The 23,702-nt window shown below is 72.7% G+C and carries 23 protein-coding genes; 17 read left to right on the plus strand and 6 right to left on the minus strand.

The window, feature by feature from the left end; all coding sequences use genetic code 11:
* Positions 1 to 5: 5 nt before the first annotated feature.
* Positions 6 to 1,193 carry a D-alanine--D-alanine ligase family protein gene (locus ACGFMP_RS25480; RefSeq protein WP_393675303.1) on the plus strand — a complete coding sequence of 396 codons (1,188 nt, stop codon included), beginning with the start codon at positions 6 to 8 and terminating at the stop codon, positions 1,191 to 1,193.
* A 33-nt stretch (positions 1,194 to 1,226) separates the two neighbouring features.
* Here the strand turns inward: ACGFMP_RS25480 and ACGFMP_RS25485 are convergent, their stop codons facing one another.
* Positions 1,227 to 1,709, minus strand: coding sequence for a DUF3515 domain-containing protein (locus ACGFMP_RS25485; RefSeq protein WP_393675304.1), 483 nt, complete (start codon positions 1,707 to 1,709; stop codon positions 1,227 to 1,229).
* A gap of 19 nt (positions 1,710 to 1,728) precedes the next feature.
* Positions 1,729 to 1,962, minus strand: a complete 234-nt coding sequence (locus ACGFMP_RS25490; protein WP_033173093.1) for an Lrp/AsnC family transcriptional regulator — start codon at positions 1,960 to 1,962, stop codon at positions 1,729 to 1,731.
* Positions 1,963 to 2,120: 158 nt separating this feature from the next.
* On the opposite strand from ACGFMP_RS25490, the gene ACGFMP_RS25495 reads away from it, so the two are divergent.
* Complete coding sequence (locus ACGFMP_RS25495; RefSeq protein ID WP_393675305.1) at positions 2,121 to 3,086, plus strand: thiamine-phosphate kinase; 966 nt, start codon at positions 2,121 to 2,123, stop codon at positions 3,084 to 3,086.
* Positions 3,083 to 3,907, plus strand: coding sequence for a bifunctional hydroxymethylpyrimidine kinase/phosphomethylpyrimidine kinase (gene thiD, locus ACGFMP_RS25500; RefSeq protein WP_393675306.1), 825 nt, complete (start codon positions 3,083 to 3,085; stop codon positions 3,905 to 3,907). The genes ACGFMP_RS25495 and thiD overlap by 4 nt, the downstream gene beginning before the upstream one ends.
* Positions 3,908 to 3,997: 90 nt before the next feature.
* On the opposite strand, the gene rpmB is transcribed toward thiD, so the two are convergent.
* Positions 3,998 to 4,183: a 50S ribosomal protein L28 gene (rpmB, locus tag ACGFMP_RS25505; protein ID WP_033173090.1), complete on the minus strand. Its 186-nt coding sequence runs from the start codon at positions 4,181 to 4,183 to the stop codon at positions 3,998 to 4,000.
* A gap of 302 nt (positions 4,184 to 4,485) precedes the next feature.
* Between rpmB and ACGFMP_RS25510 the strand changes: the two genes are divergently transcribed.
* The 9 genes from ACGFMP_RS25510 (at position 4,486) to mutM (ending at position 13,652) form a co-directional block, all read left to right on the plus strand.
* Positions 4,486 to 6,216, plus strand: a complete 1,731-nt coding sequence (locus ACGFMP_RS25510) for a DAK2 domain-containing protein (RefSeq protein ID WP_393675307.1) — start codon at positions 4,486 to 4,488, stop codon at positions 6,214 to 6,216.
* Positions 6,217 to 6,276: 60 nt separating this feature from the next.
* Positions 6,277 to 8,472 carry an ATP-dependent DNA helicase RecG gene (gene recG, locus ACGFMP_RS25515; protein WP_393675308.1) on the plus strand — a complete coding sequence of 732 codons (2,196 nt, stop codon included), beginning with the start codon at positions 6,277 to 6,279 and terminating at the stop codon, positions 8,470 to 8,472.
* Positions 8,473 to 8,534: 62 nt separating this feature from the next.
* Positions 8,535 to 9,116 carry a 16S rRNA (guanine(966)-N(2))-methyltransferase RsmD gene (gene rsmD / locus ACGFMP_RS25520; RefSeq protein ID WP_393675309.1) on the plus strand — a complete coding sequence of 194 codons (582 nt, stop codon included), beginning with the start codon at positions 8,535 to 8,537 and terminating at the stop codon, positions 9,114 to 9,116.
* A gap of 83 nt (positions 9,117 to 9,199) precedes the next feature.
* A complete protein-coding gene (coaD, locus tag ACGFMP_RS25525) occupies positions 9,200 to 9,679 on the plus strand; it encodes a pantetheine-phosphate adenylyltransferase (protein ID WP_033173086.1) in 480 nt (159 codons plus the stop codon).
* Positions 9,680 to 9,689: 10 nt separating this feature from the next.
* The gene (locus ACGFMP_RS25530) at positions 9,690 to 10,895 is read left to right on the plus strand and encodes a cell division initiation protein (protein WP_393675310.1); all 1,206 of its coding nucleotides are present in this window, start codon (positions 9,690 to 9,692) and stop codon (positions 10,893 to 10,895) included.
* A gap of 137 nt (positions 10,896 to 11,032) precedes the next feature.
* A complete protein-coding gene (locus ACGFMP_RS25535; protein WP_393675413.1) occupies positions 11,033 to 11,656 on the plus strand; it encodes a YceD family protein in 624 nt (207 codons plus the stop codon).
* Positions 11,657 to 11,658: 2 nt separating this feature from the next.
* On the plus strand, positions 11,659 to 11,832 hold the full coding sequence (gene rpmF, locus ACGFMP_RS25540) for a 50S ribosomal protein L32 (protein ID WP_073500419.1): 174 nt from the start codon (positions 11,659 to 11,661) through the stop codon (positions 11,830 to 11,832).
* Between the two features lie 19 nt (positions 11,833 to 11,851).
* A complete protein-coding gene (gene rnc / locus ACGFMP_RS25545; RefSeq protein WP_393675311.1) occupies positions 11,852 to 12,604 on the plus strand; it encodes a ribonuclease III in 753 nt (250 codons plus the stop codon).
* 181 nt (positions 12,605 to 12,785) lie between these two features.
* Positions 12,786 to 13,652, plus strand: a complete 867-nt coding sequence (gene mutM / locus ACGFMP_RS25550) for a bifunctional DNA-formamidopyrimidine glycosylase/DNA-(apurinic or apyrimidinic site) lyase (RefSeq protein WP_393675312.1) — start codon at positions 12,786 to 12,788, stop codon at positions 13,650 to 13,652.
* Here the strand turns inward: mutM and ACGFMP_RS25555 are convergent.
* Both ACGFMP_RS25555 and ACGFMP_RS25560 read right to left on the minus strand, forming a co-directional pair.
* Positions 13,625 to 14,035, minus strand: coding sequence for a winged helix-turn-helix transcriptional regulator (locus tag ACGFMP_RS25555; protein ID WP_393675313.1), 411 nt, complete (start codon positions 14,033 to 14,035; stop codon positions 13,625 to 13,627). The genes mutM and ACGFMP_RS25555 overlap by 28 nt on opposite strands.
* 384 nt (positions 14,036 to 14,419) lie before the next feature.
* On the minus strand, positions 14,420 to 15,283 hold the full coding sequence (locus ACGFMP_RS25560; protein ID WP_393675314.1) for a CAP domain-containing protein: 864 nt from the start codon (positions 15,281 to 15,283) through the stop codon (positions 14,420 to 14,422).
* 137 nt (positions 15,284 to 15,420) lie between these two features.
* Here ACGFMP_RS25560 and ACGFMP_RS25565 point away from each other — a divergent pair, with 137 nt between their 5' ends.
* The 5 genes from ACGFMP_RS25565 to ftsY all read left to right on the plus strand — a co-directional run bounded on the left by ACGFMP_RS25565 (position 15,421) and on the right by ftsY (position 22,888).
* The gene (locus tag ACGFMP_RS25565) at positions 15,421 to 15,702 is read left to right on the plus strand and encodes an acylphosphatase (protein ID WP_393675315.1); all 282 of its coding nucleotides are present in this window, start codon (positions 15,421 to 15,423) and stop codon (positions 15,700 to 15,702) included.
* A gap of 369 nt (positions 15,703 to 16,071) precedes the next feature.
* Positions 16,072 to 16,272 (plus strand): hypothetical protein, encoded by a 201-nt coding sequence (locus tag ACGFMP_RS25570; RefSeq protein WP_393675316.1) that lies wholly within the window; start codon positions 16,072 to 16,074, stop codon positions 16,270 to 16,272.
* A 219-nt stretch (positions 16,273 to 16,491) separates the two neighbouring features.
* Complete coding sequence (smc, locus tag ACGFMP_RS25575; protein ID WP_393675317.1) at positions 16,492 to 20,088, plus strand: chromosome segregation protein SMC; 3,597 nt, start codon at positions 16,492 to 16,494, stop codon at positions 20,086 to 20,088.
* Positions 20,089 to 20,182: 94 nt separating this feature from the next.
* Positions 20,183 to 21,598, plus strand: a complete 1,416-nt coding sequence (locus tag ACGFMP_RS25580) for a sugar porter family MFS transporter (protein WP_393675318.1) — start codon at positions 20,183 to 20,185, stop codon at positions 21,596 to 21,598.
* Between the two features lie 78 nt (positions 21,599 to 21,676).
* The gene (gene ftsY, locus ACGFMP_RS25585; protein ID WP_393675319.1) at positions 21,677 to 22,888 is read left to right on the plus strand and encodes a signal recognition particle-docking protein FtsY; all 1,212 of its coding nucleotides are present in this window, start codon (positions 21,677 to 21,679) and stop codon (positions 22,886 to 22,888) included.
* A gap of 77 nt (positions 22,889 to 22,965) precedes the next feature.
* Here ftsY and ACGFMP_RS25590 read toward each other — a convergent pair whose 3' ends face one another.
* On the minus strand, positions 22,966 to 23,688 hold the full coding sequence (locus ACGFMP_RS25590; RefSeq protein ID WP_393675320.1) for a bifunctional DNA primase/polymerase: 723 nt from the start codon (positions 23,686 to 23,688) through the stop codon (positions 22,966 to 22,968).
* Between the last annotated feature and the right edge of the window lie 14 nt (positions 23,689 to 23,702).

Raw genomic sequence — 23,702 nt, forward strand, 5'->3', positions numbered from 1 at the left:
GCGACATGAGCAACCTGCCTTCTTCCCCAAGCCCGGGACCCGACGAGCCCGCCGCCCGTCCGGCGCCGTCCGGTTACCCCCGCAAGCCGCGGGTCGCCGTCGTCTTCGGCGGCCGCAGCTCCGAGCACGGCGTCTCGGTGGTGACCGCGGCAAGCCTGCTGCGGGCCATCGACCGCACCAAATACGACGTCCTGCCCATCGGCATCACCACCGAGGGCCGCTGGGCGCTGACCGCGGACGCCCCGGACCGGATGGCCATCGCCGACCGCACGATGCCCACCGTGGAGCAGGTCACCGACCAGGAGGGCGCCGTGATCCTCCCGGTCGACCCGGCCAACCGCGAGGTCGTCTACACCGAGACCGGCGCCGTCCCGAAGGCGCTCGGCGAGGTGGACGTCGTCTTCCCGCTGCTGCACGGCCCCTACGGGGAGGACGGCACCCTCCAGGGCCTGCTGGAACTCTCCGGTGTCCCCTACGTCGGTGCGGGCGTGCTCGCCTCCGCCGTCGGCATGGACAAGGAGTACATGAAGCGGATCTTCACCTCCTTCGGGCTGGCCGTCGGCCCCTACACCGTGGTCCGCCCGCGGGAGTGGGAGCAGGACCCCGGCGCCGTCCGCGACCGCCTCACCGGCTTCGCCGCCGAGCACGGCTGGCCGCTGTTCGTGAAGCCCGCCCGCGGCGGCTCCTCCTTCGGCATCAGCAAGGTGGAAGGGCCCGAAGGCCTGGACGCGGCCATCGCCGAGGCCCACAGGCACGACCCGAAGCTCGTGGTCGAGGCGCTGCTGCGCGGCCGCGAGATCGAGTGCGGTGTCCTGGAGTTCGAGGACGGGCCGCGCGCGTCGGTGCCCGCCGAGATCCCGCCGGTCACCACCCACGCCTTCTACGACTTCGAGGCCAAGTACATCGACTCGGCCGAAGGCATCGTGCCGGCCCCGCTCACGCCGGAGCAGACCGCCGAGGTGCAGCGGCTGGCCGTCGCCGCCTTCGAGGCCGCCTCCTGCGAGGGCCTGGTCAGGGCGGACTTCTTCCTGCTGGACAGCGGCGAGTTCGTGATCAACGAGATCAACACGATGCCGGGCTTCACCCCGATCTCGATGTACCCGCGGATGTGGCAGGAGAGCGGCGTCGACTACCCGGAACTGGTCGACCGGCTCATCCAGGCGGCGCTGCGCCGCTCCACCGGCCTGCGCTGAAACGTCCCTGCCGGCCCGGCGGCCGGCAGGGGGTCACAGCTCGGGGACCGTCCGCTTCACGGCGCCGGCGACATCGGTCAGCGGGCCGAGGTCGCCGGCGTACTTCTTCGGCAGCGTCACCTCGACGTACGCCTGGCGCAGCGTCGTGGTCAGCCGGAACGACCCGCCGGACCCCCGCTCGATGGACCAGCCCACCCCGTCCACCTCCACGGCGTCGGCGTCGGGGTCGTCGTCCACCACCGGCCGCGGCACCCCGCAGCGCATTACGATCGCCGGGTCCCCCCACCCGGTGATCAGTTCCGACCGCGGCTTGAGATCATGCCGGGAGAGCCCCGCGACCCGCTGCGGCAGCGCCTGGTCCAGCGCTCGGCAGTAGCCTGCCGTGCGCGCGTCAGGAACCGGTACGGAGACGGGACCGTCACCCTTACCGGACACGGCGAAAGCGTAGGCCGCCGCCGCGGCGAGGCACGCGACGGCGGACACGTTGATGAGGACGACCCGGTGATACAGCGCCACCGGGCGAGCATATCGGGGGCTATATATGGACGACGGGACAGGTGAGGGTCCGGGTGATGCCGTCCACCTGCTGGACCTTGGCAACCACCATGCGGCCGAGTTCGTCGACCGTGTCCGCCTGGGCTCTGACGATGACGTCGTAAGGGCCCGTGACGTCCTCGGCCTGGATGACGCCGTCGATCTTGGAGATCACCTCCGCTACTGCCGAGGCCTTGCCCACCTCGGTCTGGATCAGGATGTAGGCCTGTACCACGGAACCTCCAGGGCGGCTACGAGGATCATGTGGGAAGGGGGACGCCACGTTATCGCGTCGTCGCGCACAGCGGGGAGACCCGCGCGGTACCTGACCCCCGTATTGACGGGAAACACGCAGCAGAACCGGCGAATGCCGAGACCTAAGGGGACGATGAGATGAAGGGGACTGTGGGCGAGTTGGGGGAGTTCGGGCTCATCAGGGAACTGACCTCCCGTCTCACCTCGACCCCGGCCGTGAAAATCGGCCCCGGTGACGACGCGGCCGTCGTCACCGCGCCCGACCGGCGGGTGGTGGCCACCACCGACATCCTGATCGAAGGCCGGCACTTCCGCCGCGACTGGTCCACCGCCTACGACGTCGGCCGCAAGGCCGCCGCCCAGAACCTCGCGGACATCGCCGCCATGGGCGCCGTCCCCACCGCGGTACTGCTCGGCCTCGTGGTGCCCGCGGAACTCCCGGCCACCTGGCCGATCGAGCTGATGGACGGCATCCGCGACGAGTGCCACGTCGCAGGCGCGGCCGTGGTCGGCGGCGACGTCGTACGCGGCGACACCATCACCGTCGCCATCACCGCCCTGGGCGACCTGCGCAACCGGGCCGCCGTCACCCGATCGGGAGCCCGCCCCGGCGACGTCATCGCCGTCACCGGCTGGCTCGGCTGGTCAGCCGCGGGACTCGCCGTCCTGTCCCGCGGCTTCCGCTCGCCGCGCGCCTTCGTCGAGGCCCACCGCCGGCCCGAACCGCCGTACCACGCGGGCCCCGCGGCGGCCGAACTCGGCGCCACCGCCATGACCGACGTCAGCGACGGCCTGGTCGCCGACCTCGGCCACGTCGCCACAGCGAGCGGCGCCGACATCGACCTGAGGTCCGCCGACATCGACGTACCCGCGCAGATGACCGACATCGGTCAGGCCGTCGGGGTCGACCCGCTGCACTGGGTGCTCACCGGCGGCGAGGACCACGCCATCGTCGCCGCCTTCCCGCCCGACGTGAAACTGCCCGCCCGCTGGCGGGTCATCGGCTCGGTCACCGCGCCGGCAGGCCGCACCCCGCAGGTCACCGTGGACGGTGCGCCGTGGGAGAAGGCGGGCGGCTGGGACCACTTCGGCGACGACGCGTGACCGCGCCGCCCGGCACCGCGCCCGCCCGGGTGCTCACTGTCGCCGGGTCCGACTCCGGCGGCGGCGCGGGCATCCAGGCCGACCTCAAGACGATGCTCGCCCTCGGCGTGCACGGCATGAGCGTGGTCACCGCGGTGACCGCGCAGAACTCGCTCGGCGTGCAGGGCTGCTGGGACATGCCGCGGGAGGCGGTGATCGCCCAGTTCACGGCCGTCACCGGCGACATCGGGGTGCAGGCCGTCAAGACCGGCATGCTCGCCTCGGCGGAAGTGGCCGGCACCGTCGCCGATCTGCTCACCGGCCTCGACGTGCCCGTCGTCGTCGACCCGGTCGGCGTCTCCAAGCACGGCGACAGCCTGCTGCGTGGCGCCGCACCCGACGTCGTCCGCAGCCGGCTGCTGCCACTTGCCACCGTCGCCACGCCCAACCTGGACGAGGTCACCCGGCTCACCGGGATCGTCGTCGCCGACCGGGAGGGCATGCGCGCCGCCGCCGAGGCCGTGCTGGCCTGCGGCCCGCGCTGGGTGCTGATCAAGGGCGGCCACCTGCCCGCCGCCGGCCGCGGCGCGCAGAGCACCGACCTGCTCTCCGACGGCCGTACCGAGCAGTGGTTCAGCGCCCCGCGGCACCCCAACCGCCACACCCACGGCACCGGCTGCACCCTGGCCGCCGCGCTGGCCTCATACCTGGCGCTCGGCCACGGGGTGCCGGCCGCGGTCGGCCTGGCGAAGACCTACGTCACCGGTGCGATCGCCGCCGGCTTCCCGCTGGGCGCGGGCATCGGCCCGGTCGACCACGGCTGGCGCACCAGGGCACGCTGAAAAGCCGGCCCACCCTGGGGTGGACCGGCGTTTCGGGGAGCCGGAAGGCTGCGCCGCTGCGATGTGACGCGTCAGCGCGGGGGTCACTCGCTAGCGCGAGACCTTGCCGGCCTTGATGCACGAGGTGCAGACATTGAGCCGCTTCGGCGTCTTCCCCACGACTGCGCGCACCCGCTGGATGTTGGGGTTCCAACGACGCGGGGTACGGCGGTGCGAGTGGGAAATGCTGTTGCCGAAGCCCGGCCCCTTGCCGCAGACGTCGCAGTTGGCAGCCACGGGATACTCCAAAGACTTCAGATGCATTTACGAGGAAAAGCCCGGGAGAGCCCCAGGCAACCGGAGCAGCATACAACGACTGCTCCCAGACCACGAAAATACCATGTCCCGGGCAGCTCCCCGCCCGGCCCTTCCCGCCCCCGCGGTGACCCTTCCCCGGTGGCGGGTCGCCCGCGTGCCCCCCTCAGGTCCCCGGGAGCCCGCCCGCCGCCGCGGCGGAAGCACGCCTGAAGGCGCAGGACCGGGGGCAGCCGGGAGACGACTACGCTCGCCCGGAGAAAACGCACTCCGCAGGAGGATTCGTGCCGCCCTCGCTCGACGCACCCACGGTGCGGACTTGGTGCCGGCTCGCCCTCGCCGCCCTGGGCCGCGCCCGCGAAGAGATCGACGCGATCAACGTCTACCCCGTCGCCGACGGCGACACCGGCACCAACCTCTACCTGACGCTGGAGTCCGCCGCGCAGTCCGTGGAAGCCGTCTTCGACGCCCACGCCGCCGCGGACCCGGTCGCGGCACCCACGCTGCCCGAGGCGTTCCGGGCCATGTCCCACGGCGCCCTCATCGGCGCCCGCGGCAATTCCGGCACGATCCTGGCCCAGCTGCTGCGCGGCATGAACGAGCCGCTCGCCGCCGGCGGGCCCGCCGCCGGCACGCTGCGCCGCTCGCTGCGGGCGGCCGCCGACTCGGCGTACGAGGCCGTCGCGCACCCGGTGGAGGGCACGATGCTGACCGTGGCGAGCGCCGCCGCGGCCGCGGCGGAAGCCGCCGACGGCGGTGTCGCCGAGGTCGTACGCGCCGCCCACGCCGGTGCCCGCGCCGCCCTGGCGGCGACCCCGGGCCAGCTCGGCGTGCTGCGCAGCGCGGGCGTCGTGGACGCCGGCGGCCTCGGCCTGGTCGCCGTGCTGGGCGCGCTGTCCGACGCGGTGACCGGCGACGCCCCGACGGGTACCGGCACGGCGGCGGGCGCGGGCACCTCCTTCCGCACCACCGCCGCCGCGGGAGCGTCACCCGACCGGGGAGCGGCCGCCGCGACGACGTCCGGGATGACGTCCGGGGTGACGGACGCCACCCCCGGCGCGGACGCGGCAGGCACCGAGGGCGGCGGGCCGGGGGACTGCCGTTCGGAGGGCGGCCCCGCGTTCGAGGTGATCTACCTGCTGGAATCGGCGCCCGAGGCGATCGCCCCGCTGCGCGCCAGGCTCGACGCGCTGGGCGACTCCCTCGTCGTGGTCGGCGGCGACGGCCTGTGGAACGTGCACGTGCACGTCGACGACGTGGGCGCCGCCGTCGAGGCCGGCATCGAGGCCGGACGCCCCTACCGCATCCGCGTCACGCACTTCGGCGAGCAGGTACGCCGCACCGCGGACCGCCACGAGCGGGCCGTCGTGGCACTGGTGCGCGGCGACGGCATGGCCGAGCTGTGCGCCAGGGCCGGCGCCACCGTGGTCGCGGTACGCCCCGGCGAGCGGCCCGCGAGCGGCGAGATCGCCGCGGCCATCCGGCGGGCGAACGCCCGCGAGGTGATACTGCTGCCGAACGACACCGAGCTGCGCCCCGCGGCCGGCGCCGCCGCCGAGCAGGCCCGCACCGACGGTGTGCGGGTCGCGTTGATCCCCACCCGCTCCGCGGTCCAGGGCATCGCCGCGCTCGCCGTCCACGAGCCCTCCCGCCGCTTCGACGAGGACGTCGTCGCCATGACGTCGGCCGCGGGCGCCACCCGCTCCGCGGAGGTCGCCGTCGCCGAGCGCGAGTCCTGGACCATGGCGGGCGTCTGCCAGGCAGGCGACGTCCTCGGCCTGATCGACGGCGACGTCGCGGTGATCGGTGCCGATGTCGCGGACACCGCGGTCCGGGTGCTCGACCGGATGCTCGCCGCGGGCGGCGAGATGGTCACCCTCGTGCTGGGCGCCACCGCGCCCCCCGGGCTCGCCGACCGGCTGGAGTCCCACGTGCGAGAAAGCCACCTGGCGGTGGACACCGTGACGTACGACGGCGGCCAGGCGGTGTGCCCGCTGCTGATCGGCGTGGAGTGAGGCCGCGCGGGCACCGGGGGACCGCCGGTTTGTCAGCGGGTTGCGCCAAGATGGAGGGCGATGACTGGCAACCCGTTGGACGAACCGCTGCGCAAGCTCGTCGGCGACCGCACCGCCAAGGTGCTCGGCGAGCATCTCGACCTGCACACCACCGGTGACCTGCTGCACCACTATCCGCGCCGGTACGCCGAGCGCGGGGAGCTGACCCGGCTCGCCGACCTGCCCGTGGACGAGTACGTGACCGTGGTCGCGCAGATCTCCAAGGCCGACAAGCGGACGTACGGCGGCGGGTCCGGTGTACGGCTCGAGGTCGTGGTCAGCGACGGCAGCGGCTCGCTGACCCTGGTGTTCTTCAGCCGTGCCGCCCACGCGCACGCGCACCGGCTGATCCCGGGTCGCCGCGGGATGTTCTCGGGGAAGGTGTCGGTCTTCAACAGGACCCGGCAGCTCGCACACCCCGACTACCAGCTGCTGGACGCCGACGAGGGCGAGGCCGAGGTCGACGCCTTCGCCAACCGGCTGATCCCGCTGTATCCGGCGTGCAAGCAGATCACCTCGTGGAAGATCGCCCAGGCCGTCGAGACCGCGCTCAACTCGCTTGCCGCCACCGGCTGGGAGGGCGTCGGCGAACCGCTGCCCGCGCAGTTGCGGGAGACCCGCGGGCTCGCCCCGCTGCCCGAGGCGCTGGAGAAGGTCCACCGGCCGCGTACGAAGGCCGACATCGGCGCGGCCAGGGACCGGCTGCGCTGGGACGAGGCCTTCGTGCTCCAGGTGGCGCTGGCGCGGCGGCGGGCCGCGGAGTCCGCGCTGCCCGCGGTGCCGCGCCGGCCGTCCGCCGACGGGCTGCTCGCGGCCTTCGACGCGAAACTGCCCTTCACCCTCACCGAGGGCCAGCGCACGGTCTCGGCCGAGGTCTTCGCGGACCTGGCCACCGACCACCCGATGCACCGGCTGCTCCAGGGCGAGGTCGGCTCGGGCAAGACGCTGGTGGCGCTGCGGGCGATGCTCGGGGTGGTCGACGCGGGCGGGCAGGCGGCGATGCTGGCGCCCACCGAGGTGCTGGCCCAGCAGCACCACCGGTCGATCACCGAGATGATGGGCGACCTGGCGGAGTCCGCCGGCATGCTCGGCGGGTCCGAGCTGGGCACCAAGGTGGTGCTGCTGACCGGTTCCATGGGCACCCCCGCCCGCCGGCAGGCGCTGCTCGACCTGGTGACCGGCGAGGCCGGGATCGTGGTGGGCACCCACGCGCTGATCGAGGACAAGGTCAAATTCCACGACCTGGGGCTCGTGGTGGTGGACGAGCAGCACCGCTTCGGGGTGGAGCAGCGCGACGCGCTGCGGGCGAAGGCGCCGCAGCCGCCGCACCTGCTGGTGATGACGGCCACCCCGATCCCGCGGACGGTGGCCATGACCGTCTTCGGCGACCTGGAGACCTCGGTGCTCGACCAGCTGCCCGCCGGCCGCTCGCCGATCGCGACCCATGTCGTACCGGCCGCGGAGAAGCCGCACTTCCTCAGCCGGGCCTGGGAGCGGGTCCGGGAGGAGGTCGAGAAGGGGCACCAGGCGTATGTGGTGTGCCCGCGGATCGGCGACGACGAGGACGGCAAGGCCGCGAAGAAGGCCGACGACGCAGAGCGCAGGCCGCCGCTGGCGGTGCTGGAGATCGCCGAGCAGATCGCCGCGGGACCGCTGCGGGGCCTGCGGGTCGAGGTGCTGCACGGGCGGATGGCGCCGGACGCCAAGGACGACGTGATGCGGCGGTTCGCGGCCGGCGAGGTGGACGTGCTGGTGGCGACCACGGTGATCGAGGTCGGGGTGAACGTGCCCAACGCCACCGCCATGGTGATCATGGACGCCGACCGGTTCGGCGTCTCGCAGCTGCACCAGCTGCGCGGCCGGGTCGGCCGCGGGTCGGCCGCCGGGCTGTGCCTGCTGGTCTCCGAGGCGCCGGAGGCGAGCCCGGCGCGCGGCAGGCTCGACGCGGTGGCCGGCACCCTGGACGGCTTCGAGCTGTCCGAGATCGACCTCCAGCAGCGCCGCGAGGGCGATGTGCTGGGCCAGGCGCAGTCCGGCAGCAGGTCGTCGCTGCGGATGCTCACGGTGATCGACGACCGCGAGGTGATCGAGCAGGCGCGGCAGGAGGCGGTCGCGGTGGTCGCCGCCGACCCCGAGCTGACCGGCCACCCCGATCTGCGCAGCGCGCTGGACAGCCTGCTGGACGCGGACCGCGAGCAGTATCTCGACAAGGGCTGACCTGCCGCGGCCGGATAGGGTGCGAAGGTGACGCGAAGGGCGGCGCGAAGGGTGGACAGCACATGACGCGCGTGATCGCCGGAGCGGCCGGCGGCCGGCGGCTCGCCGTGCCCGCGGGCACCGGCACCCGGCCGACCTCCGACCGGGCCAAGGAAGGCCTGTTCTCCACCCTGCAGTCGCTGCGCGGCACCCTCGCGGGAGCCAGGGTCATGGACCTCTACGGGGGTTCGGGCGCGGTCGGGCTCGAGGCGCTCTCGCGCGGCGCCGCCCACGTGCTGCTGGCCGACGACGACCCGCGGGCCGCCAGGACGATCAGGGAGAACGCCGCGGCGATCGGCCTGCCGGGCGCCGAGGTGCGGGCGGGCAAGGCCGAGAAGGTGGTGGCGGGACCGCCGCCCGCCGAGCCGTACGACGTCGTCTTCCTCGACCCGCCCTACGACGTCGCCGACGGCGCGCTGCGGGAGATCCTGCTCACACTCCTGGCCGGCGGCTGGCTCGCGGCCGACACACTGGTCACCGTGGAACGCAGGACCCGGGGCGGAGACTTCGACTGGCCGGCGGGCTTCGAGGGACTGCGCTCCCGGCGGTATGGCGAGGCGACTCTTTGGTACGGTCGCGCCGCCCAGGTTACCGACGGGTCATGAGCCCCCGGAGCAGCCGGACGCCCGCCGCAGGCCCCGGCACCCGTCCCACCGGTAACGCCCGTTCGCAGAGCGAGGAGCCAGCAATGCGCCGCGCAGTCTGTCCCGGGTCCTTCGACCCGGTCACCAACGGACACCTCGACATCATCGCCCGCGCCTCCCGGCTCTACGACGTCGTGCACGTCGCGGTGATGATCAACCAGTCCAAGCAGGGCCTGTTCGGCATCGACGAGCGGATCGCGCTCATCGAGGAGGTCACAGCCGACCTCGGGAACGTGCAGGTGGAGTCCTTCCACGGCCTGCTGGTGGACTTCTGCAAGCAGCGCGACATCCCGGCCATCGTCAAGGGCCTGCGGGCGGTCAGCGACTTCGACTACGAGCTGCAGATGGCCCAGATGAACATCGGCCTGTCCGGTGTCGAGACGCTGTTCGTGCCCACCAACCCCGCCTACAGCTTCCTGTCCTCCAGCTTGGTCAAGGAAGTCGCCCAATGGGGCGGGGACATCTCGCACTTGGTGCCTGCCCCGGTTCTCGAGGCGCTGAACACCAAGCTGCGGCAGCGCTAGAGTCTTCCGCGTGGACGTCCAGAAGAAGCTCGATGAGATCGCGGCCACCGTGGCGAACGCCCGGTCGATGCCGATGTCGGCCTCCTGCGTGGTGAACCGGGCTGAGCTGCTCGCCATGCTCGACGAGGTGTCCGCCGCGCTGCCCGACTCCCTGGCCCAGGCCGAGGACCTGCTCGGCGACCGCGAGCAGATGGTGGAGCAGGCCAGGGCGGAGGCCCGGCGGATCGTCGAGTCCGCGCACGCAGAACGCGGCTCGCTGGTCTCCGACACCCATGTCGCGCGCCAGTCCAAGGACGAGGCCGAGCGCATCGTCGCCGAGGCCCGCCGCGAGGCCGACGAGATCCGTGCCGAGGCCGACGACTACGTCGACAGCAAGCTCGCCAACTTCGAGGTGGTCCTCACCAAGACCATCGGCTCGGTCGACCGCGGCCGCGAGAAGCTGCTCGGCCGCCACCCCGACTTCGACGAGCAGGGCTTCCCGGTGGAGGACGACCCGGACGCCCCCGAGCGCAGCACCGACCCCGAGACGCTGCGCCGCCGCGCCGACGAGTACGTCGACACCAAGCTCGGCGCCTTCGAGGCGGTGCTCAGCAAGACCCTGGAGGCGGTCGGCCGCGGCCGGCTCAAGCTCACCGGGCACAACCCCATCGACGACCTGGCCGCCCAGATCGCCGCGGCCGACGGCACGGACGGCGACCCGCAGCACCATCACCGCCAGTCCGACGCCGACTACATGGCGGGCCTCGCGGCGCCCGCGCCCGAGCAGGCCGACCTGTCGCAGTACGGCTACGAGCCGCAGCAGCCCGCGGCGGAGCCCCTGCAGGACGCCGGCTACGGCTACCAGCCGCAGCAGGAGGGCTACCAGCAGCAGGGCTACGAGCCGCAGCCGGGCGACGGCTACGAGCAGCAGCCCGGCTACGACCGGCAGCAGGAGCCGGGCGACGGCTACCAGCAGCAGGAGTACGCCCAGCAGGCCGGCTACACGGACCCGTACGCCCCGCAGCCCGGCTACGGCCAGGAGCCCGGCTACGACTACGGCGGGCAGGGCTACGAGCAGCAGCCCGGCTACGACCAGCAGCAGTACCCGCCGCAGATCCCCTACCAGCAGCAGGGCCAGGGGTATGCGCAGCCGGCCGCCGCGCTCGACGAGACCAGCTTCTTCGACACCGGGATGATCGACCTCAACCGGCTGCGGGAGCTGGAACAGGGCCGCTGACCCGGCCCCGTACTGCTCCGTTTGGGCGGGGGCTGCGCGTCCAGTATCCTGTCACTTCCAGCCGTGTGAATCGCCGGCGCTTCTGCCTGCCCGCCCGCAAGGGACGGGGCAGGCCGTGACCGAGGAAAGCAGGAGCCCTGAACACCCGCCTTGACCACCGCAACCCCCTCGTGTTCGACACGCACGAGCTGGGCAGGCGTCCGGGTGCGATGAAGAAGGTCTCCCGCTCGGTGTCGGCCCCCGACGACCTCGGCATCGCCGACGTCATCGGGGTGCCCAAGGGCGCCACCGTCGAGCTGGACCTCCGCCTGGAGTCGGTCATGGAGGGTGTGCTGGTCACCGGCACCGCCCATGCACCGGTCACGGGGGAGTGCGTAAGGTGTCTGGAGCCCGTCGAGCGTGAGCTCGACGCGGAGTTCCAGGAGATGTTCTCCTACCCCGACGCCGACACCCGGACCGCCCGCAGGGACGAAGCCGGTGACGACGCCGAGGACGAGGACACGCTCGAAATCGAGGACGACCTGTTCGACCTCGAACCCGTGCTGCGAGACGCGGTGGTGCTCGCACTGCCGATGCAGCCGGTGTGCCGGGAGGACTGCGCGGGCCTGTGCTCCACCTGTGGAGCCCGGCTCGCCGACGACCCGGACCACCACCACGCGGTCACCGACATCCGGTGGGCGGCCCTGGAGGATCTCACCGTGGATCCGACGACCCAGCAGAACGGTGCCGGAAACGGCTCCGACGACGATCAGGAGAAGTAGCCGTGGCTGTTCCCAAGCGGAAGATGTCGCGCAGCAACACGCGCCACCGCCGTTCGCAGTGGAAGGCTGCGCCCGTGAGCCTGGTGGCGTGCGAGCGTTGCCACGAGCCGAAGCTGCAGCACATCGCGTGCCCCAACTGCGGCACCTACAACCGCCGTCAGGTCCTCGACGTCTGATCGGCAGGTGACAGGCTCCATGTCAGACGCCTCAGCGCCGAAGCAGGCCGCTACGGACGCCGCGACGGAAACAGCCTCGTCCCACACGCTTCTGGAAGGGCGGCTCGGGTATCACCTTGAGCCCGCCCTTCTGGTGCGTGCGCTCACCCACCGCTCGTACGCGTACGAGAACGGCGGGCTGCCCACCAACGAGCGGCTGGAGTTCCTGGGGGACTCCGTGCTCGGCCTGGTGGTCACCGACACCCTCTACCGCACCCACCCCGACCTGCCCGAGGGCCAACTGGCCAAGCTGCGGGCCGCGGTGGTCAACTCCCGGGCACTCGCGGGCGTCAGCCGAGGTCTCGACCTCGGCGCGTTCATCCGTCTGGGCCGCGGTGAAGAGGGCACCGGCGGGCGGGACAAGGCGTCGATCCTCGCGGACACCCTCGAAGCGGTGATCGGTGCCGTCTATCTCGACCAGGGCCTCGACGCGGCCTCCGAGCTGGTCCACCGGCTCTTCGACCCGCTCATCGAGGAGTCCTCCAACCTGGGCGCGGGCCTGGACTGGAAGACCAGCCTCCAGGAGCTCACCGCGAGCGAGAGCCTCGGCGTACCCGAATACGTCGTCTCCGAGTCGGGCCCCGACCACGAGAAGACCTTCACGGCTGCCGCTCGCGTCGGTGGTGTCGAGTACGGCACCGGCACCGGCCGCAGCAAGAAGGAAGCGGAGCAGCAGGCGGCAGAGGCCGCCTGGCGCTCCATCCGCAAGACCTCCGCCGCCGCCGCGAGCTGACGGCACCCACCCCTTGCGCAGGGGGCTTCTCCGCGGGCCGCCACGGCCGGTGCGGCGCCCTCGCGCAGGGGGTGCTTTTTCTGCGGGCCACGGTGGCGAGCGCGGGGGTGCCTCCTGCGCGGGGTCGCGCGCGCTGGTCCCCAAGCCCTTCGAGGGCGCCGTCTCGCGTGAAGGGAAGGGCATGCCGGAGCTGCCTGAAGTGGAAGTGGTGCGGCGGGGGCTCGAACGCTGGGCGGCGGGGCGGACCGTGGAGGCGGTGAGCGTCCTGCACCCGCGCGCCGTGCGGCGGCACACCGCGGGCGCCGAGGACTTCGCGGCGAGGCTGCGCGGCAGCGAACTCGGGGTGCCGCACCGCAGGGGCAAGTACCTGTGGCTGCCGCTCACGCCGGACGCGTCCCTGCTCGCCCACCTGGGCATGAGCGGGCAGTTCCTGATCCGCCCCGCCACGGCCCCGCCGGAGACGCACCTGCGGGTCCGCTTCACCTTCGCCGACAGCGACGGCACGGACCTGCGGTTCGTCGACCAGCGCACCTTCGGCGGCCTGTCCGTCCAGGACACCGTCCCCGGCGACCGGGACAGCCTGCCGCAGGCACTCGCCCACATCGCACGCGACCCGCTGGACCCGGAGTTCGACGAGGACGCCTTCCACGCGGCCCTTCGCCGCAAGCGCACCACCGTCAAGCGGGCGCTGCTCGACCAGAGCCTGATCAGCGGGGTCGGCAACATCTACGCCGACGAGGCGCTGTGGCGCACCAAGCTGCACTACGAGCGCCCGACCGCCGGCCTGACCCGCCCCCGTACCGCGGAGCTGGTCCGGCACATCCGCGAGGTGATGGGTGACGCGCTGGCCGCGGGCGGCACCAGCTTCGACGCGATGTACGTCAACGTGAACGGCGAGTCCGGCTACTTCGACCGCTCGCTGGACGCCTACGGCCGGGAGGACCAGCCCTGCCGCCGCTGCGGCACGCCGATCCGGCGCCGGGCCTGGATGAACAGGTCGAGCTACTTCTGCCCGCACTGTCAGCCGGTGCCGCGCGTCCCGTCGTAGGCCCGCCGGGCGGCGAGCACCTCCGGCATCCGGCCCTCGACCAGCTCGATCAGGGAGAGCAGCCGCTGCGCGGTCTCCGCTCCCAGCGGGGTGAGGCGGTATTCGACGTGCGGCGGGTTCGTCGGGCGGGCGTCCCGGTGGACCAGCCCGTCCCGCTCCAGCGCGTGCAGGGTCTGGGAGAGCATCTTCTCGCTGACCCCCTGGACCCGCCGCCGCAGCTCGTTGAAGCGCAGCGTGCCGTCGCGCAGCGCCCCGAGCGTGAGACTTCCCCAGCGCCCGGTCACATGCTCAAGGGTGGAACGCGAAGGGCAGTCCCGCGCGAAGACGTCGAAAGCCGCCTCGCCGCCGCCTGCGTCCACACCCCGCCCGATCGTCTCGGCCATGCCGTGAGCGTACCCCGCCACAGCGCTCACCCTCAGGCCGCGCTTTCCTCCGGTGAGCGCCCGACGCGGAACCCGGGGCCTGGGGGGCGGCCCTGGCGTCAGCCCCCGTAGCGGCTTGTGAGGTCCTCCGCCTCGGCCGACATGACCGGCTCGGCGGTCGAGGCCGTGAACCGGGGCCTCCGTCTGGGGGCCGAAGGCGATCAGACCCGTCTCCCGTTCGACGATCGCCGAGGCGATCCGGAAGACCCGGCGGCATTCTTCCCGGCAAGCCGGTACGGCACGGACAGGCTGATCTCGTCACCGACGATCGCGAGATCCAGGCCGGTTCCCCCGTGGCTCGGGGCTGCCCGGAAGGCCCACCCGGACCGCCGTGCCGCGGCGATGTCAGAAGCCGAAGTCCTGGGTCCACCACGGGCCGCCGGTGCCGAAGTGGATGCCGACGCCGAGCGTCGTGTAGTCGCAGTTGAGAATGTTCGCCCGGTGCCCCGGGCTGTTCATCCAGGCGGTCATCACGGCCTCCGCGTCCGCCTGGCCGCGGGCTATGTTCTCGCCGCCCAGGTTGGTTATGCCGCGGGCCTTGGCCCGGTCCCAGGGGTCGTCGCCGTCCGGGTCGGTGTGGTCGAAGAAGCCGCGGGCCGCCATGTCGTCGCTGAACGCCTGGGCCAGCCCGTCGAGGGAGGAGCTGGCGGTCAGCGCCTTGCAGCCCGCCGTCGCCCGCTCCTTGTTCACCAGCGACAGGATGGCCGCCCTGGTGGCGGCGAGCGTGGAGCTGGTCGGCGTGGCGGACGGCGCCTTGGTGGCAGGCGTGGTCCGCACCGGCGTGGTGGGCGCGGTGAGGGTGCGGGTCGGCGACACGGTCGCGGCGGGCGGCTTGGTGGCCGTCGGGGTCGCGGACCCGGGTCGCGCCGAGGGCTTGGTCGCGGACGGCGAGGGCGCTGACGAGGGCGAGGCGGTGCCGGCGTCGGGAATGGCGGACGACGTGCCGCTCTGCGGCGACGGCTGGTCGCTGCCGGTGGCGGGCCGCGTCGGGCCGTCGGCCTGGGTGCTGCCGTTGTCGCCGCCGTCGTAGGTCAGCCCGCCGGCCATCCCGGACAGCAGCCCGGACGACGCGGCCACCGCTCCGACCGCCATGGCGGCGGACGTGGCCAGCAGCCCGGTGCGCACCGGGTGGTGCTTGCGGCGCCCGCGGTGCCCGCGGGGGCCGGCCTGCGGCGCGGCCGGCTGCGCCTGACGGCTGTGTCGGCCCATCGAGTGCGCTCCTCAATGCTTCACGGTGCCTCACCCGTTCGAGTGAAGCCTGCTGCGGGGCGACTGTAGCGAATCACGCCCGCCGGTGCGGTGATCCGATGGCAACCAGTACGCGGCCGACCGGATAACGTGCCCGCATGAACGAAAATGTCCGGCTCACCGCATGGGTGCGGGGCCGGGTGCAGGGCGTGGGATTCCGGTGGTGGACGAGGGCCGCCGCACTGGAGGTCGGCGGCCTGTCCGGCTATGCGGGCAATCTGGATGACGGCCGGGTACAGGTCGTCGCAGAAGGCGCCCGTGACCGGTGTCGACAGCTTCTCGACCGGCTGCGCGGCGGCGACACGCCCGGCCGTGTCGACGGTGTCACCGAAATCTGGTCGGAACCGCGGGGCGGATACGACGGTTTCGAGATCCGCTGACCCGGACACCGGGTCGCGCGGCGGCCACGGGAAGCCGTCGCCCGGGTGGCCGAGGTTTTGCGATCCGGTGGGCACGACCGGTTGCCATATGGCGGATGTCGTGTCAGGCTGCCCCCATCGAGAATGATCTCGACGCCGAGCGGGCAGCCCACAACACATTCAGCGCCGTGTTTTCTGAGGCGGACCCGACGACTGGGCTGTGATCGTGTTGACCGCCCTCTTATTTGGTGAGACGCTGGAAGCCCAGCGCATCGTGACTCCAAGGATTGCCCAACGGCGGTCACGACATATGTCCTGCGCGGGCACGTACCCCTCACCCACGACCAAACCGCTCCCCGGTCGGTCACTCAGCGTGGAGGACCACTCATCATGGCAAAGGCGCTTCTCGGTTACGTCGGCGGTCCCGACCCGCGACTCCTCGCCGAGATGCGAAGGCTTCAGCAGCGCGTCCAGGACCTGGAATCCGAGCTCGTTCGGATGCAGGCCCAGAACGATGCGCTGACTGTGGCGTCGCACGAAGAGTCGCTGCTCGGCATCGACGTCACCCACGCGGAGCCCGTACTCGCCTGATCCGGCGCCTCGCCGGATCCGGTGACCAGGTCTCCCCTGGGATTGTGCAGCACCTCACAGGCTGACACCGTGAGAACCGTGAAAACCGCAAGGGACGCTTCGGCGTCCCTTCGTCGTGGCACCCTCCCCCTGAAGACCGGCCCCTCGCCGCTCCTTACCGTCTGATGTGCCCTGCACATTCCCTGGTGAAACCGCAGGCGGCTAGTAGAGTCGGCGGGCGTGCATCTCAAGAGCCTCACGCTGCGCGGCTTCAAGTCCTTCGCCTCGGCGACGACGCTGCGCTTCGAACCCGGAATCACCTGCGTCGTCGGCCCCAACGGGTCCGGCAAGTCCAATGTGGTGGACGCGCTGTCGTGGGTCATGGGCGAGCAGGGGGCCAAGTCGCTGCGCGGCGGCAAGATGGAGGATGTCATCTTCGCCGGCACCACCGGCCGCCCCCCGCTGGGCCGCGCCGAGGTGTCGCTGACCATCGACAACAGCGACGGCGTACTGCCCATCGAGTACGCCGAGGTCACCATCACGCGGATCATGTTCCGCAACGGCGGCAGCGAGTACCAGATCAACGGCGACACCTGCCGCCTGCTGGACATCCAGGAACTGCTGTCCGACTCCGGCATCGGCCGCGAGATGCACGTCATCGTCGGCCAGGGCCAGCTGGACTCGGTGCTGCACGCCGACCCGATGGGCCGCCGCGCCTTCATCGAGGAGGCGGCAGGCGTACTGAAGCACCGCAAGCGCAAGGAGAAGGCGCTGCGGAAGCTGGACGCGATGCAGGCCAACCTCGCCCGGGTCACCGACCTCACCGGCGAGCTGCGCCGCCAGCTCAAGCCGCTCGGCCGGCAGGCCCAGGTCGCGCGCAGGGCCGCCGTCATCCAGGCAGACCTGCGCGACGCCAGGCTGCGGCTGCTGGCAGACGACCTGGTCACCCTGCGCGAGGCGCTGCGCTCGGAGGTCGCGGACGAGGCCGCCCTCAAGGAGCGCAGGGACGCCGTCGAGGCGGAACTCGCCGACGCCGTCCGCCGCGAGGCCCGGCTGGAGGAGCAGGTCCGGGCCCTGACCCCGCGTCTCAACGAGGCACAGGCCACCTGGTACGCGCTGTCGCAGCTCACCGAGAGGGTCCGCGGCACCGTAGGCCTGGCCGAGCAGCGGCACCGGCACGCCACCGGCCAGCCCGCGGAGGAGCGGCGCGGCCGCGACCCCGAGGACATGGAGCGCGAGGCCGCCCGCATCCGCGAGCAGGAGGCGGAGCTGACCGAGGCGCTGGACGCCGCACAGCGCGCCCTCGACGACACCGTCGGCCACCGTGCCGAGCTGGAGCACCGGCTCGCCGAGGAGGAGGGCAGGCTGCGCAGCGCCGCCCGCGCCATCGCCGACCGCCGCGAGGGCCTGGCCCGGCTCAACGGGCAGGTCAACGCGGCCCGCTCCAGGGCCACGTCCGCCGAGGCCGAGATCGGCCGGCTCACCGCCGCCCGCGACGAGGCCAGGGACCGGGCGGAGTCCGCGCAGGCCGAGTACGAGGAGCTGCGTGCCCAGGTCGAGGGCCTGGATGCCGACGACTCCGAGCTCGAAGCCCGCTTCGAGGCGGCCCGCGCCGACCAGGCCGCGGCGGACGAGGACTTCACCGCCGCCCGCGAGGCCGCCACCGCCGCGGAGCGCCGCAGGGCCGCCGTCGCGGCCCGCCGCGACGCGCTGGCCCCCGCCCTGCGCCGCAAGGACGGCAGCGGGGCGCTGCTGGCCGGCGCGCAGGGCGCGGGCGGCCCGATCGCCGGGGTGCTCGGCCCGGCCGCCGGTCTGCTGCGGGTCGCCCAGGGCTACGAGGTCCAGGTCGCCGCGGCCCTCGGCGCCGCCGCCGACGCGGTCGCCGTCAGCGGGCTGTCCGCGGCCGCCGAGGCGCTGCGGCTGCTGCGCAAGGAGGACTCGGGGCGCGCGGCGCTGCTGCTCGGCGGAGCGCCCGACGCGCAGCCGCGGCCCGCCGCGGCGGCACTGCCGGCCGGCGGCCGCTACGCCGTGGACCTGGTGACCGCCCCCGACGAGCTGGCGCCCGCTGTCGCGCTGCTGCTGCGGGCGGTCGTGGTCGTGGACTCGCTGGAGGACGCCGAGGCCGTCGTCACCGCGCACCCCGGGCTGACCGCGGTGACCGCGGAGGGCGACCTGCTGGCCGCGCACACCGCGGTCGGCGGCAGCGCGAAGGCGCCCAGCCTGCTGGAGGTGCAGGCGCAGGTGGACGAGGCCACCGCAGAGCTGGCCCGGCTCGAGGAGGAGTGTGCGCTGCTGGCGGACCGCCAGCAGCAGGCCAAGGAGCGGCGGTCGGCCGCGGCCGGGGCGGTCGACGAGCTGGGGCAGCGGCGCAGGGCGGCGGAGAAGGCCAAGTCGTCGGTCGCCCAGCAGCTGGGGCGGCTCGGCGGCCAGGCGCGCGCCGCGGCGGGCGAGGCGGACCGCGCGGCCACCGCAGTCGGCCGCAGCGAGGAGTCGCTCGCCGCGGCCCGCGAGGAGTTCGAGGAGCTGTCCTACCGGCTGAGCGAAGCTCAGGAGGAGCCGGGCGAGGAGGAGCCGGACACCTCGGTGCGCGACCGGCTCGCCGCGGACGGTGCCAACGCCCGGCAGACCGAGATGGAGGCGCGGCTCCAGCTGCGTACCCACGAGGAGCGGGTCAAGGGCCTGGCGGGCCGAGCCGACGGGCTGGACCGCGCCGCCCGCGCCGAGCGCGAGACCAGGGCAAGGGCCGAACGGCGCAGGCTCCGGCTGGCGTACGAGGCGTCGGTGGCCGCCGCGGTACGCGACGGGGCCCGCGGCCTGCTGGACTGCGTGCAGGTGTCGCTGGCCCGCGCGGAGGCGGAACGGGCGGCCGCCGAGCAGGCCAGGGCCGAGCGCGAGGCGGAGCTGGGCCAGGAGCGCCGCCGCGGCCGGGAGCTGAAGAGCGAACTGGACCGGCTCACCGGCGACGTCCACAAGGGCGAGGTGCTGGGCGCGGAGAAGCGGCTGCGGATCGAGCAGTTGGAGACGAAGGCGCTGGAGGAGCACGGCATGGAGCCGGCGGGCCTGGTCGCCGAGTACGGCCCCGACCAGCTCGTGCCGCCGTCCCTGCCGGCCGAGGGCGAGGTCCTGCCCGAGGACCCGCAGGACCCGCGCAACCTGCCGCGCCCCTACCTGCGCCCCCAGCAGGAGAAGCGGCTCAAGGCGGCCGAGAAGGCGTACGCCCAGCTCGGCAAGGTCAACCCGCTGGCCCTCGAGGAGTTCGCGGCCCTGGAGGAGCGGCACAAATTCCTCACCGAGCAGCTGGAGGACCTGCGCAGGACCAGGGCCGACCTGCTCCAGGTGATCAAGGACGTGGACGAGCGGGTCGAGCAGGTCTTCACCGCCGCCTTCCACGACACCGCCCGGGAGTTCGAGGGCGTTTTCTCCCGGCTCTTCCCCGGCGGCGAGGGGCGGCTGCTGCTCACCGATCCGGACAACATGCTGACCACAGGTGTCGAGGTTGAGGCCAGACCGCCCGGGAAGAAGGTGAAGCGGTTGTCGCTGCTGTCGGGTGGTGAGCGCTCGCTGACCGCGGTGGCGATGCTGGTGTCGATCTTCAAGGCACGGCCGAGTCCCTTCTACGTGATGGACGAGGTCGAGGCCGCGTTGGACGACACCAATCTGCAGCGACTGATCCGGATCATGGAGGAGCTTCAGGAGAGCTCCCAGCTCATCGTCATCACCCATCAGAAGCGGACGATGGAGGTGGCCGACGCCCTGTACGGCGTATCCATGCAGGGCGACGGCGTGTCCAAGGTGATCAGTCAGCGGCTGCGGAACGGAAAGCGACACACAGCCTGACGGCCCACTCCAAGTGGTGGCCGGCCCCCGGTCGGCCGAGACTTGAAGATCCAGTCCTCATGCGAGGGCTCACCGCCGGGCGCGAGGAGCCGATGTGACCAGCACCGAACCAGCCCCCCAGGCGGGCGACCGCAAATCGACGTCGGGCCATCTGGGCCACGTCATCTTCATCACCGCCGCCGCAGCCATGGGCGGCTTCCTTTTCGGCTATGACAGCTCCGTCATCAACGGAGCCGTCGAGGCGATCCGCGACAAGTACAACATCGGTTCAGGCACCCTTGCCCAGGTCATCGCGATCGCCCTGATCGGTGCCGCCATCGGTGCCGCCACCGCGGGCCGGATCGCCGACCGTATCGGCCGCATCCTGTGCATGCGGATCGCCGCGGTGCTCTTCACCATCAGCGCCGTCGGGTCCGCGCTGCCCTTCGCCCTGTGGGAGCTGGCCTTCTGGCGGATCATCGGCGGCTTCGCCATCGGTATGGCGTCGGTCATCGGCCCCGCCTACATCGCCGAGGTCTCGCCGCCCGCCATCCGTGGCCGGCTCGCCTCCTTCCAGCAGGCCGCGATCGTCCTCGGCATCGCGATCTCGCAGCTGGTGAACTACGGCATCCTGCAGGGCGCGAACGGCGACCAGCGCGGGAAGATCATCGGGCTCGAGGCCTGGCAGGTCATGCTCGGGGTGATGGTCATCCCCGCGGTGATCTACGGGCTGCTGTCCTTCACCATCCCCGAGTCGCCGCGCTTCCTGCTCTCGGTGGGCCGGGACTCCGACGCCAGGGGCGTGCTCGCCCAGGTGGAGGGCAAGGAGGTCGACCTGGACGCGCGCGTCACCGAGATCCAGACCGCGATGCGCCGCGAACACAAGTCGGTCTTCTCCGACCTGCTCACGTCGCGGGTGAACTTCCTGCCCATCGTCTGGATCGGCATCGGCCTGTCGGTCTTCCAGCAGCTCGTCGGCATCAACGTCGCCTTCTACTACTCCTCGACGCTGTGGCAGTCCGTCGGCATCGACCCGTCCAGCTCCTTCTTCTACTCCTTCACCACCTCCATCGTGAACATCATCGGCACGGCGATCGCGATGATCTTCGTCGACCGGATCGGCCGCCGCCCGCTCGCCCTGATCGGCTCCACCGGCATGGCCGTCGCCCTGGCCCTCGAGGCGTGGGCCTTCTCCTCCAAGAGCGGGGACACCCTGCCCAACACCGAGGGAACCGTCGCCCTGGTGGCAGCGCATGTCTTCGTGCTGTTCTTCGCGCTGTCCTGGGGTGTCGTGGTGTGGGTCTTCCTCGGTGAGATGTTCCCGAACAAGATCCGCGCCGCCGCCCTCGGCGTCGCGGCCTCCGCCCAATGGATCGCGAACTGGGCGATCACCGCGAGCTTCCCGACCCTCGCGGACTGGAATCTGTCGGGCACCTACGTGATCTACACCTGCTTCGCGGTGCTCTCGATCCCGTTCGTATTGATCTTCGTCAAGGAGACGAAGGGCAAGACGCTGGAGGAAATGGGTTAGCGCCGCGAAGGGCCGCAGGAGACGTCATCGGGGTATCGGGCCGGTCGTGCGGCCCGCGTACCCGATACTGGGGGGGTTATGGAAATCGTCATCCTTGTCGTAGTCATCGCCCTGGTCGTGATCCTCGGGGCCGGCGGGCTGGTGGTGGGCAGCCGCCGGAGGAAGAAGCAGCTGCCGCCCACCGCACCGCCGAGCAGCCCGAAGATCACCGCGCCCCCCGCGGAACCCCATGTCGGGGACGAGGCCGAGGCCCCGCGGGAGGAACCCCGCAGGACCATCGAAGAGGTCCCCCTGCCGGGGGCGACCGCCGCGCCCGAGGCACTGGAGGAGGTGCAGCTCCCGCCGGCGCCGCCCATCGAGCAGCCGGAGCCGACGGCCGGCCGGCTGGTCCGGCTGCGCTCGCGGCTGTCCCGCTCCCAGAACACCCTGGGCAAGGGCCTGCTGACGCTGCTGTCCAGGGAGCGCCTGGACGACGACACCTGGGAGGAGGTCGAGGACATCCTCATCACCGCCGACGTCGGCGTCGCCCCGACCCAGGAGCTCGTCGAGCGGCTGCGCACCCGGGTGCGGGTGCTCGGCACCAGGACTCCCGCCGAGCTGCGCGCGCTGCTGCGCGAGGAGCTGCTCACCCTGGTCGACCCGGAGCTCGACCGGGTCCTGCGCACCGAGAGCCACGAGGAGTCCCCTGCGGTCATCCTGGTCGTCGGCGTCAACGGCACCGGCAAGACCACCACCACCGGCAAGCTCGCCCGGGTGCTGGTCGCCGACGGCCGCAGCGTCGTGCTCGGCGCCGCCGACACCTTCCGCGCCGCCGCCGCCGACCAGCTGCAGACCTGGGGCGAGCGGGTCGGCGCGCGTACGGTACGCGGCCCGGAGGGCGGCGACCCGGCGTCGATCGCCTTCGACGCCGTCAAGGAGGGCATCGCCGAGGGCGCCGACACCGTCCTGATCGACACCGCCGGACGGCTGCACACCAAGACCGGCCTGATGGACGAGCTGGGCAAGGTCAAGCGGGTGGTCGAGAAGCACGGCCCGGTCGACGAGGTGCTGCTCGTCCTCGACGCCACCACCGGCCAGAACGGCCTGGTCCAGGCGCGGGTCTTCGCCGAGGTGGTGGACATCACCGGCATCGTGCTGACCAAGCTCGACGGCACCGCAAAGGGCGGCATCGTGGTCGCCGTCCAGCGCGAGCTGGGCGTGCCGGTCAAGCTGGTCGGACTCGGCGAGGGCGCCGACGACCTGGCCCCGTTCGAGCCCGAGGCCTTCGTGGACGCGCTGATCGGCGAGTAGGCCACCGACTGTCGCGTGCGTGAGGGGCACCCGCCCGGCGGGTGCCCCTCACGCACGCGACGGGCCTTCCTGCGCCGTCAGGCGTACGCCCGGTCGCGGTGGCAGACGAAGGCGAGGGTGCCGAGCAGCAGCCGGGCCTCAGGGGGCTGCGGGGCGGCGCCGGGCAGCGGCTCGCGCAGCCAGCGGACCGGCCCGAGGCCGCCGAGGTCCGACGGGGGAGCCGTGACATGGTCGCCGGGGCCGAGGCAGCGCAGGTCGAGGTCCGCGTCGTCCCAGCCCATCCGGTACAGCAGATGCGGCAGCTCCGCGGCGGCGCCAGGCGCGACGAAGAACTGCGCGCGCCCCGCGGGGGTCAGCAGGACCGGTCCGAGCCGCAGCCCCATCCGCTCCAGCCGCACCAGCGCCCGCCTGCCCGGTGCCTCGGCCACCTCGATCACGTCGAAGGTCCGCCCGGCGGGCAGCAGCACCGCGGCTCCCGGCACCCGTGCCCACGCCTCGGCGGCGCCGGCGGGCGCCGCGCCCGCGGGGATCTCGTCGGCGAAGGGCAGCGGATGCGCCCCCGGTTGCTCGCACCCGGTGTCCCCGCACGAGCAGGGCCCGCCGCCGCGGGCGACCCGCGCCCCCGGCACCACCGCCCATCCGCAGCGTCCGGCGTATTCGCCGACCGTGGTGCACGTACCGGCGTGCGTCCGTCGGCGCACGCCGGTACGCGCTCCGGAGCGCGTCCCCATGCCGGGGACCTCCCGTGCGCCGTTCCGCTGCTGCCGCGATTCCCGCATGCTGCCGATCGTGAACACCATGACACCTCCAACGG

It is taken from the genome of Streptomyces sp. NPDC049040, from assembly GCF_043197715.1.
Classification (GTDB): Bacteria; Actinomycetota; Actinomycetes; order Streptomycetales; family Streptomycetaceae; genus Actinacidiphila.

Excerpts from the sequence above, each read along its gene's own strand:
- ACGFMP_RS25480 (WP_393675303.1), top strand. The coding sequence starts at position 6 with ATGAGCAACCTGCCTTCTTCCCCAAGCCCGGGACCCGACGAGCCCGCC.
- ACGFMP_RS25495 (WP_393675305.1), top strand. The coding sequence starts at position 2,121 with ATGAAGGGGACTGTGGGCGAGTTGGGGGAGTTCGGGCTCATCAGGGAA.
- recG (WP_393675308.1), top strand. The coding sequence starts at position 6,277 with ATGACTGGCAACCCGTTGGACGAACCGCTGCGCAAGCTCGTCGGCGAC.
- rsmD (WP_393675309.1), top strand. The coding sequence starts at position 8,535 with ATGACGCGCGTGATCGCCGGAGCGGCCGGCGGCCGGCGGCTCGCCGTG.
- coaD (WP_033173086.1), top strand. The coding sequence starts at position 9,200 with ATGCGCCGCGCAGTCTGTCCCGGGTCCTTCGACCCGGTCACCAACGGA.
- rnc (WP_393675311.1), top strand. The coding sequence starts at position 11,852 with ATGTCAGACGCCTCAGCGCCGAAGCAGGCCGCTACGGACGCCGCGACG.
- mutM (WP_393675312.1), top strand. The coding sequence starts at position 12,786 with ATGCCGGAGCTGCCTGAAGTGGAAGTGGTGCGGCGGGGGCTCGAACGC.
- ACGFMP_RS25555 (WP_393675313.1), bottom strand. The coding sequence starts at position 14,035 with ATGGCCGAGACGATCGGGCGGGGTGTGGACGCAGGCGGCGGCGAGGCG.
- ACGFMP_RS25560 (WP_393675314.1), bottom strand. The coding sequence starts at position 15,283 with ATGGGCCGACACAGCCGTCAGGCGCAGCCGGCCGCGCCGCAGGCCGGC.
- ACGFMP_RS25565 (WP_393675315.1), top strand. The coding sequence starts at position 15,421 with ATGAACGAAAATGTCCGGCTCACCGCATGGGTGCGGGGCCGGGTGCAG.
- ACGFMP_RS25570 (WP_393675316.1), top strand. The coding sequence starts at position 16,072 with ATGGCAAAGGCGCTTCTCGGTTACGTCGGCGGTCCCGACCCGCGACTC.
- ftsY (WP_393675319.1), top strand. The coding sequence starts at position 21,677 with ATGGAAATCGTCATCCTTGTCGTAGTCATCGCCCTGGTCGTGATCCTC.
- ACGFMP_RS25590 (WP_393675320.1), bottom strand. The coding sequence starts at position 23,688 with ATGGTGTTCACGATCGGCAGCATGCGGGAATCGCGGCAGCAGCGGAAC.